The sequence below is a fragment of the Rhizobium sp. SVR5-2C genome (assembly GCF_056755115.1).
In genome coordinates this window covers 1-7,516 of sequence record NZ_JBNDHT010000213.1, presented here as the reverse complement: position 1 = coordinate 7,516, position 7,516 = coordinate 1, and the positions used below count along the sequence as shown (strand labels likewise).

Genomic DNA, 7,516 nt, shown 5'->3' with positions numbered 1-7,516 from the left:
TTGCTGCACCGTGCGTGGCGAACTCGTCGATACGCTGGCGAACCTGATGGATGCGGTACAGACCGGCCGGGTGAAGGCGGTCAAGCGCGTGGTGATCGAAACCACCGGCCTTGCCGATCCTGCGCCGGTCATGCAGGCCGTCCTGGGCCATCCGGTCATCGCCACGAATTTCGACCTCGACGGCGTCGTTACGGTTGTGGATGCCGTCAACGGGCTTCAGACCCTCGACAATCACGAGGAAGCCCGAAAACAGGTCGCCGTCGCCGATCGCCTGGTCGTATCGAAGCGGTCGATGGCGTCCGCAGAGCTGTTGCAGGCGCTGGAGGCGCGGTTGCGCCAGCTCAACCCGCGGGCAGCTTCGATCGATGCCGACAGCCCGGGTGCCGGCAGCGCGGAAATCCTCGTAAACGGCCTGTACGATCCGGCAACGAAGATTGCTGATGTCAGCCGCTGGCTTCATGACGAAGACGAGCAAGACGGGCATCACCAGCACGGCCATCATCATGGTCACGATCACCATCACCATCACCATCATCATGGGCATGACCATCAGGATCCCCACGATGTGAACCGTCACGACGCGTCGATCCGGTCTTTCTCGATCGTCGAGGACAAGCTGATCGAGCCTATGGCGGTCGAGATGTTCATCGATCTGCTGCGGTCCGCGCATGGTGAAAAGCTGTTGCGCATGAAAGCGATCATCGCCGTTTCGGATCGGCCCGAACGGCCTCTGGTCCTGCATGGGGTGCAGAATATCTTCCACCCGCCGGTTCGTCTTCCCGCCTGGCCGAATCCGGCCGACCGCCGGACGCGCATGGTGCTGATCACCAAGGATCTGCCGGAGGATTACGTCAGGGACCTCTTCGATGCGTTCCTTGGCAAGCCGCGCATCGATACTCCGGATCGCGCGGCTCTCAACGACAATCCGCTTGCCATTCCCGGCATGAAGCTCTGAGGATCAGAGCCTTGAAAGGCTCTATCCCTTGCGGATCAGGAACCGGTGGCCGGTTTCGGTCTTAACCGTTTCCAGCAGCTCGTGTCCGTCTTCCTTGCAGAAATGGGGGATGTCGATTCCGGCTAGCGGGTCGGTCGTTTCGACGCGGATCACGCTGCCGCTTGCCATCGCGGAAAGCTTGCGGCGCGTCTTCAGGACGGGCAGAGGACATTTCAGGCCGCGCAGGTCATAAGAAACGGCGTCCAAACCGGCCAGTTCCTCTACCAAAATTTCCAGAATGGCTTCTTGGCGGCTTCGGCCGTTTGCTGCGGTGGTGCCACTGGGGCGAAAGCCAGCGGATTCTGCGTGGGAATCGGGACATTGGCAGGTGCGGCGGCAACGGCTGTTGCGTTATCCTGAACCGCGGTTGCCGGTGCAGCCGGCGCTGGCGCTGCAGTGGCCGTCATCGTGGCAGTTGCCGCAGGTGCGGCCGGTTTCGTCATCAGCTCTTCAAGCTCGGCAGCCTTGACCATGCGGCCGGCTTGCAGTGACGTGCCGGTCGGTGCGTAAGCGAGCTCGCGGCCCATGCGCAGCTTGGCTACAACGGCTTTGCGCTCGGCTTCGGTGGGATCGTACCACGCCATGCCGTCGAACTTCTTTTCGGCCTTGGCATAATCGGCCACATAAGTCTTGTCGTAGGAGGAGAGTGCCGCTGTCAGGGCTGGAGGCGTCGACATGGCAGGACACTGGCCGGCGGGATTGAAGGCGGCGCCGTCTGCGGCTTGCTGGTTGAAGACGTATTTCTTTTCGCAGACGTTCACTTCCGGCGGACGCTTGGTGACCTCGAAGTTGTCGTAGCCAACCTTCAGCATCTTCCAGAAATCATAGCTCGGGCTCAGGCGGTGCTTGAACATGTTTTCCGCCGTCATGCGGAAGGGGAAGGCCTGCAGTTGAACCGTGGTCTGACCACCTTTGAAGGCATCGCGTGCGAAAGCGTAGATTTCCAGAACCTGTTCGTCGGTCATGGAGTAGCAGCCGGAGGACGAGCATGCGCCATGGATCATCAGGTCTGAGCCTGTGCGGCCGTTGACGGCGTCGTAGCGGTTCGGAAAGCCGGTGTTGATCGCGAGATAATATCTGGAGTTGGGGTTCAGGTTTGCCCGCGTCAGTTCGTAGAAGCCTTCCGGAGCCTGCCGATCGCCAGTCTTGACCTTCGGGCCCAGACGACCGGACCATGCGCAGATCTTATAGTCGGCAATCTTGTCGAAGCGGTTGTCCGTCTTCGCCTTCCAGATCTCGAGAGTCCCCTCTTCCTTGAAGATACGGACCATGATCGGCGAATTTCGGTCCATGCCTTTCGCCTTCATATCCGCAAGGATACGTGGCGGAAGAGGCTGTTCCACCTTGTTCTTGATCTTCGACAGATCGGTGTGGGTGACTTCCAAAGCGTCGTTGCAGCCGGCAAGAGCCAGCGCCATCAATGACACATAGGCAAAATGACGAATGCGCATTCCCAACTAGCCCATTAAAAATCGATGCGACCCGATCCGCTCCCTGGACTCCGGGCATTCCCCAGAATCATAGGCGGCCGATAGTTTACAATTTCTTACCAGCCTATGACCTGCTTGGGGATGCCCTGCAAGCGCGACTGTTATAGATAATACTATTGTGGCCAAGGTTTGGCCGCAATCCGGTCAGGGATGATGAGGGCTAGCCGAGATTTCGGCCCATGGCGAGGAATTTCTGGCGGCGGTCGCTGCGGAGTTGCTCGCCGGAACGCGGTGAAAGCTCGGCGAGCGCGTTGGCGATGACATCGCCGGTGGCGGCAATAACGCTCTCCGGATCGCGATGGGCGCCGCCGAGCGGTTCAGGAATGATGCCGTCGATAATGCCGAGCGACTTCAGATCTTCGGCGGTGATCTTCATGTTGGTTGCCGCTTCCTTGGCGCGGGTCGAATCGCGCCACAAAATGGAGGCGGCACCTTCCGGCGAAATCACGCTGTAGATCGAATGCTCGAGCATGTAGACCCGGTTGCCGGTCGCGATCGCGATCGCGCCGCCGGATCCGCCTTCACCGATAACGACGGAGACGATCGGCACTTTCACGCCAAGGCACATTTCCGTCGAGCGGGCGATCGCTTCCGCCTGACCGCGCTCTTCGGCGCCGACGCCCGGATAAGCGCCTGCGGTATCGACGAGGGTGATGACGGGAAGACCGAAACGGTCCGCCATTTCGAGAATGCGGATTGCTTTGCGATAGCCTTCCGGACGGGCGCTGCCGAAATTGTGCTTCAGGCGGCTCTTGGTGTCACTGCCCTTTTCCTGGCCGAGGATGGCGACCGGCTGCCCGCGAAAGCGGGCCAGTCCGGCCTGGATCGCCGCATCCTCGGAAAATTTGCGGTCTCCCGCCAGCGGCGTGAATTCCTGGAAAAGCGTCTTGGCATAGTCGACGAAATGCGGGCGCTGCGGATGGCGCGCGACCTGCGTCTTCTGCCAGGCGTTGAGCTTGGAGTAGATATCAACCATCGCTTCGCGGACGCGAACTTCCAGCCTGCCGACCTCATCGGACGTGTCGATGCTCTCGTCTTCCGACGCAAGCTTCTTCAGTTCGATGATCTTGCCTTCGAGGTCGGAGATCGGCTTTTCGAAGTCGAGATAGTTGTGCATGAGGTGCGTTTCCGTTCCTTGTGCGCGGGGCATTTTCCAGGCTCTGCCCCATGTCGCCGGTCCTATTCGTGCTTTTTCGCCTGTTTGGCAAGGGGGTGATGCGTCTGAACCAATTGCTGAAGCCGTTCCTCGAGGACATGCGTGTAGATCTGTGTGGTCGAAATGTCCGAATGACCGAGGAGTTCCTGAACGACGCGAAGATCCGCGCCGTTGGCAAGCAGATGGCTGGCGAAGGCGTGGCGCATCACGTGCGGTGAGATCATAGAAGGCGTCAGCCCGGCACGGATCGCGAGGCTCTTCAGGTCACGGGCAAAAACCTGGCGGGGCAGGTACCCCTCCTTGGATGCTGCCGGAAAAAGCCAGGGACTTTCGACCGGATCCTTGGCTTTCGCATGCTCTTCGGAAAGCGACCGGCCATAGGCCTTCAGTGCTGCGACGGCGGATTGCGATAGCGGCACGAGCCGCTCCTTGTTGCCTTTACCGCGAATGATCAGGAAGCGGCCCTCCTGATCGAGAACACGGACCGGTAGCGAAACGAGCTCGCTTACACGCATCCCCGTCGCATAAAGCAACTCCAGCAGCGCCAGCATCCGTCTTCGCTGCAATTGGCCCTGCGCAGGATCGTCGGCTTCCGCTTCGGCCTGGCTCAATAGCCGCGTCACGTCATCGACGCCCATCGTCTTTGGCAGCGCGCGCGCCTTTTTCGGAGCATCGAGAACACCGGTCGGGTCATCGACCCGCAGCCCCTCGGCATACAGGAATTTGTAGAATTGCCGCATGGCGGCCAACCGGCGGGCCTGGGACGACGGCTTGAAGCCCTGCCTTGCGAGCGAGGAAAGGTAGGCCGCGAGGTCGGCGGAGGCGGCATCCGTCAACCGCACGCTTTTGCCGTTCAGGAATGCATGAAGGTCGTCCAGATCGCGCTCGTAGGATTGCAGCGTGTTCGCCGCCGCTCCGCGCTCCGCACTCATCATCTCCAGAAATGCTTCCACGTGGGCGCGGCTCAGATCCATCATCGGATCACTTCTTCGCCGGTTTGATCGCGCCTGTCGCCGGTGGATTGATCCTCTCCGATGGAATGCGGATCGTCACGTCGCGCGGTTGCGGCTCGACGAAGGTCACAAGCGCGACCATGCCGCCGTAGATCGCCCCGGCGATCAGCGCCAGGACAGCCAGCAAACGGAAAAGGGTCGGCATTTTCGCAACTCCATGAACTCTGCCTCTTTTATGAAGAAGCGGGTTTACGTGCAAGAAGCGGCTTTCCAAGCATGTTTCCCTTGCCTGCGACTTGACGCTACACCCGCATTTGTCGATACCGTTTGCAAACAAAGTGTGAATGGACCGATGAGTGACCCAGTTCTGAAAGCCGGAGACAGCCTGAAAGACAGAGCTCGCGCCGCGCTCGGTTCACGCAATCTGATCCTCGTCGGTCTGATGGGGGCGGGGAAATCCTCCGTCGGCCGCATTGTCGCCCACCAGCTCGGCATTCCTTTCGTCGACAGCGACAACGAAATCGAGCGCGTCTCGCGCATGACGATCTCCGAGCTTTTCGCAGCTTACGGCGAAGAGGAGTTTCGGGCGCTGGAAACACGGGTGATGAAGCGGCTCTTGAAGAACGGCCCGCGTGTCGTCTCGACTGGCGGCGGCGCTTTCATCAACAGCAGAACGCGCAAGCATATCAAGAAGGGCGGCTTGTCGATCTGGCTGAAAGCCGATCTCGATGTGCTCTGGGAGCGCGTCAACAAGCGCGACACACGCCCGCTTTTGAAGACCGAGAATCCAAAGCAGACGCTCGAAAACCTGATGAATGCGCGATACCCGGTCTACGCCGAGGCCGACGTCACGGTGTTGTCGCGTGATGTTCGCAAGGAAGTCATGGCCGATGAGGTGCTCAAGGCCGTGATTGAAGCCCAAACCGAAAGTGCAGTTCCATGAATGCGATCTCCTCCGCTTCCGCCGAACGGAAAGTCCACGTGCCGCTCGGCGACCGCGCCTATGATATTCTGATCGGGCCAGGCATCATCTCCCGCGCCGGTGCGGAAATCGCATCGCGTCTGAAGGGGCGCAAGGCTGCGATCATCACCGACGAGCACGTCGCGCCGCTTTATCTCGAGACGCTGGTCAAGAGCCTCGAAGGCGCGGGCATTGCACTCGCGCAGCTCGTGCTGCCGGCTGGCGAAAAGACGAAGAGCTTCGAGCACCTGATCACCGTCTGCGACCGGGTGCTGGAAGCGCGCGTCGAGCGGAATGATTGCGTCATCGCCCTTGGCGGCGGCGTCATTGGCGACCTTGCCGGCTTTGCCGCCGGGATCGTGCGCCGGGGCGTGCGTTTCGTGCAGGTGCCGACGTCGCTGCTCTCGCAGGTGGATTCTTCCGTCGGCGGCAAGACCGGGATCAACAGCCGCCATGGCAAGAACCTCATCGGTGTTTTTCACCAGCCGGATCTGGTGCTTGCCGATACGGACGTTCTGAATTCCCTGAGCGCGCGTGAATTCCGCGCCGGCTATGCCGAAGTGGCGAAATATGGCCTCATCGACAAGCCGGATTTTTTCGCCTGGCTTGAAGCGAACTGGAAAGCAGTCTTTGCTGGCGGTGCCGCGCGCATCGAGGCGATTGCCGCGAGCTGCCAGGCCAAATCCGATGTCGTGGTGGCCGACGAACGGGAGAACGGGCCGCGCGCGCTCCTCAATCTCGGCCACACGTTCGGACACGCTCTGGAAGCGGCGACGGCCTATGACAGCGCGCGCCTGGTCCACGGCGAAGGCGTTTCGATCGGCATGGTTCTCGCGCACGAATTTTCCGCGCGCATGAACCTGGCAAGCCCCGACGACGCCAAGCGCGTTGAAAGCCACCTGAAAGAGGTTGGATTGCCGACGCGGATGTCCGACATCCCGGGTTCTCTTCCGCCGGCGGAAAAGCTTCTCGATGCAATGGCGCAGGACAAGAAAGTGAAGAACGGAAAGTTCACCTTCATTCTCACTCACGGCATAGGTCAGTCGTTCATCGCCGATGACGTGCCGGCTTCCGAAGTGTTGAGTTTTCTCAAGGAAAAACACCCGCAATGATGCTCGAAGGCGCGCTGGCATTTCTTTCGGTTTACTGGCCGGAAATCCTTTCCATCGTGGCCTTGGTGCTCATATCAGCTTTCTTTGCTGGCTCGGAGACGGCGCTGACGGCGGTTTCGCGCAGTCGCATGCATACGCTCGAGGCAAACGGAGAGGTGCGCGCCGGTCTTGTGCGCCAGCTGATCGAGCGGCGCGACCGGCTTATCGGCGCCCTGCTGATCGGCAACAACCTCGCAAACATCCTGGCTTCTTCTCTGGCGACCAGCGTGTTTCTCAGTCTTTTCGGCACGTCCGGGGTGGCGATCGCAACGCTTGCGATGACCATCGTCCTCGTCATCTTCGCCGAGGTGCTACCGAAGAGCTGGGCCATTTCGGCGCCGGATCGTTTCGCGCTCACCGCTGCTTTTCCGATAAGGCTTTTCGTCGCGGTCGTGGGTCCGGTTTCGTCTTTTATCAACGGATTCGTTCGCCGGATTCTGGCGGTCTTCGGCATCAATCTTTCACGCGAAACCTCGATGTTGACGGCGCATGAAGAGTTGCGCGGCACCGTCGATCTCCTGCATCGCGAGGGATCGGTGGTGAAGGCGGACCGCGACCGCCTCGGCGGTGTCCTCGATCTCAGCCAGCTCGAAGTTTCCGACGTCATGGTCCACCGGATGGCGATGCGGGCGATCAATGCCGACGACGCGCCGGAGGTGGTGATCCGTACCATACTCGAGAGCCCCTACACCCGCATGCCGCTCTGGCGGGGGGCAATCGACAACATCGTCGGCGTCGTACACGCCAAGGACCTCTTGCGAGCGCTGGCCGAGCCGGACGTCGAGCCGGAGAACCTCGATATCATCAAGAT

General features: G+C 60.5%; 9 protein-coding genes. 4 read left to right on the top strand and 5 right to left on the bottom strand.

The features are described 5' to 3' along the window. The coding region (locus ACPYOI_RS33735; protein WP_481423992.1) for a CobW family GTP-binding protein at window positions 1–955 on the top strand (955 nt) is incomplete at its 5' end. A 21-nt stretch (window positions 956–976) separates the two neighbouring features. Here the strand turns inward: ACPYOI_RS33735 and ACPYOI_RS33730 are convergent. The 5 genes from ACPYOI_RS33730 to ACPYOI_RS33710 all read right to left on the bottom strand — a co-directional run bounded on the left by ACPYOI_RS33730 (window position 977) and on the right by ACPYOI_RS33710 (window position 4,798). Further along, window positions 977–1,201 carry a sulfurtransferase TusA family protein gene (locus ACPYOI_RS33730; protein ID WP_481416403.1) on the bottom strand — a complete coding sequence of 75 codons (225 nt, stop codon included), beginning with the start codon at window positions 1,199–1,201 and terminating at the stop codon, window positions 977–979. 14 nt (window positions 1,202–1,215) lie between these two features. Then, window positions 1,216–2,445, bottom strand: a complete 1,230-nt coding sequence (locus ACPYOI_RS33725) for a L,D-transpeptidase family protein (RefSeq protein WP_481423991.1) — start codon at window positions 2,443–2,445, stop codon at window positions 1,216–1,218. A 199-nt stretch (window positions 2,446–2,644) separates the two neighbouring features. Beyond that, entirely contained in the window at window positions 2,645–3,601 is a 957-nt protein-coding gene (locus ACPYOI_RS33720) for an acetyl-CoA carboxylase carboxyltransferase subunit alpha (protein WP_481416405.1), read from the bottom strand. 62 nt (window positions 3,602–3,663) lie between these two features. Continuing rightward, window positions 3,664–4,617 (bottom strand): site-specific tyrosine recombinase XerD, encoded by a 954-nt coding sequence (gene xerD / locus ACPYOI_RS33715; protein ID WP_481416406.1) that lies wholly within the window; start codon window positions 4,615–4,617, stop codon window positions 3,664–3,666. A gap of 4 nt (window positions 4,618–4,621) precedes the next feature. Next, window positions 4,622–4,798, bottom strand: a complete 177-nt coding sequence (locus tag ACPYOI_RS33710; RefSeq protein ID WP_168832642.1) for a hypothetical protein — start codon at window positions 4,796–4,798, stop codon at window positions 4,622–4,624. Window positions 4,799–4,945: 147 nt separating this feature from the next. Between ACPYOI_RS33710 and ACPYOI_RS33705 the strand changes: the two genes are divergently transcribed. From ACPYOI_RS33705 to ACPYOI_RS33695, 3 genes are all read left to right on the top strand, one after another. Further along, a complete protein-coding gene (locus tag ACPYOI_RS33705; RefSeq protein WP_481416407.1) occupies window positions 4,946–5,536 on the top strand; it encodes a shikimate kinase in 591 nt (196 codons plus the stop codon). Beyond that, window positions 5,533–6,666: a 3-dehydroquinate synthase gene (aroB, locus tag ACPYOI_RS33700; RefSeq protein ID WP_481416408.1), complete on the top strand. Its 1,134-nt coding sequence runs from the start codon at window positions 5,533–5,535 to the stop codon at window positions 6,664–6,666. Before ACPYOI_RS33705 ends, aroB begins: the two co-directional genes overlap by 4 nt. After that, a partial coding sequence (locus ACPYOI_RS33695) for a CNNM domain-containing protein (RefSeq protein ID WP_481423990.1) occupies window positions 6,663–7,516 on the top strand: 854 nt, incomplete at its 3' end. The genes aroB and ACPYOI_RS33695, both read left to right, overlap by 4 nt.